We start from the raw sequence: 1,908 nt of genomic DNA, 5'->3' as shown, positions 1-1,908 counted from the left end.
CCGCGCCCGCCCCCTCGATCGACACCGCGAGCGAAACCCAACAGGCGCTGATGGCCGAGCTGCAGGCCATGCGCACGCTGATGGAGAGCCGCTTCAACGCCCTCGCCTGGCTCGGCCCGGCGCGGCAGAACCCGGTGCATTCGAACCTGATGCTCAAGCTGCTGCGCGCCGGCTACTCGCCCGCGCTCGCACGCAGCGTGCTCGAATCGATCGCGCTCGACAACGACGCGGCCGGCGCGGTGCGCCGCATGATGGCCGCGCTCGAAGGCATGCTCGGCATCGACCCCGCCGCGCCCACGCTGGCCGAGGAAGGCGGCGTATACGCGCTGGTCGGCGCCACCGGCGTCGGCAAGACCACCACCGCCGCCAAGATCGCGGCCCAGTGCGCGCGACTGCACGGCCCGGCCAGCGTCGGCCTGATCACGCTCGACATGCACCGCGCGGGGGCGCACGAGCAGTTGCGCGCCCACGGCCGCGCCATGGGCGTGGTGGCGCATCTCGCGCACGACCGCGCCGCGCTGCAGGAGCTGCTCGCGCTGTTCCACGGCAAGCGCATGGTGCTGATCGACACCGCCGGTCTCGCGCCGCGCGATCCGCGCCGGCGCGACCTGCTGGACCTGCTCGACCTGCCCGGCATCTCGCGCCTGATGGTGCTCAACGCCGGCGCGCACGGCGACACGCTCGACGAAATGGCCGCCAGCTTCAAGATCGGCGGCGCGCGCCAGGCCGTGCTGAGCAAGACCGACGAGGCCGTGAAGCTGGGCCCGGCGCTCGACACGCTGATCCGCCACCAGCTGGTGCTGCGCGGCGTGGCCCATGGCCCGCGCACCTCGCAGGACTGGAAGCCGGCGCTGGCCGCCGAGCTGGTGCGCGACTCGATGCGCGCGGCGCAGCGCTCGCCCTTCGATCCGCAGCCGGCCGATCTCGAACTGTTCTTCTCGCCCGGCGCGGGCGAACTCTGAGGAGCGTTCCGCCCCCACGACACGACATGCAGGCCGCTTCCCCGCTCTCCCAGATGTACACGCCCAAGGGCCGGCTCGACCGCGATGCGCTGATCCGCCAGCACGTGCCGCTGGTGCGCCGGCTGGCGCATCACATGATCGCCAAGCTGCCGCCCAACGTCGAGCTCGACGACCTGATCCAGGTCGGCATGATCGGCCTGGCCGATGCGCTGTCGCGCTACGAGGCCAGCCAGGGCGTGCAGTTCGAGACCTTCGCCACCCAGCGCATCCGCGGCGCCATGCTCGACGAGCTGCGCGACGGCGACTGGCTCTCGCGCGGCTCGCGCAAGAGCCAGAAGCAGATCGAACAGGCGGTGCGCGCGCTCGAGCAGAAGCTGGGCCGCGCGCCGGCCGAATCCGAGATCGCCGAAGCGCTCGAGATGCCGCTGGCCGACTACCAGAGCCTGCTGGGCCGCGTGCGCGGCACCCAGCTCGTGTACCTGGAAGACATGGGTGGCGGCACCGACGCCGAGGGCGAATCGGGCTTTCTCGACCGCCACCTCGCCGATGCCGACGCCGACCCGATGAGCCTGCTCAAGGACCAGCGGCTGCGCCAGGCGCTGGTGGGCGCGATCGACAGCCTGCCCGAGCGCGAGCGCCACATCATGGGCATGTACTACGAGCAGGACATGAACCTCAAGGAGATCGCGGCCGTGCTCGGCGTGACCGAGTCGCGCGTCTCGCAGCTGCACAGCCAGTCGATCGCGCGGCTGCGCGCGAAGATGCGCTCGCACTGACGCTCACACAGCACCGCGCCGCGGTGCTTTTTTCATCGCGCGCCGAGGATCGCCGCGAGCTGGCTTTCGAGGCTTCGGCCGGCCGCCGGAAAGCACCCGTCGAGCGCCGCCGTGCCCACCGTGAAGCCCGCGGCACCGCTGGCGCGAACCGCCGCGATGCGTTCGGGCGT

Annotated in this window: 2 protein-coding genes; both read left to right on the top strand. The window is 71.9% G+C overall.

The genetic code is table 11. From position 1 onward, the window contains the following. Positions 1 to 962: flagellar biosynthesis GTPase FlhF (gene flhF, locus AC27VN_RS40165; RefSeq protein ID WP_490880313.1), on the top strand; the 962-nt coding region annotated here is incomplete at its 5' end. 53 nt (positions 963 to 1,015) lie between these two features. Further along, positions 1,016 to 1,738: an RNA polymerase sigma factor FliA gene (locus AC27VN_RS40160; RefSeq protein ID WP_208509029.1), complete on the top strand. Its 723-nt coding sequence runs from the start codon at positions 1,016 to 1,018 to the stop codon at positions 1,736 to 1,738. Positions 1,739 to 1,908 lie beyond the last annotated feature (170 nt).

It is taken from the genome of Variovorax sp. 20P10.2.4 (assembly GCF_058244205.1).
This window is presented reverse-complemented; position numbering and strand designations above follow the sequence as displayed.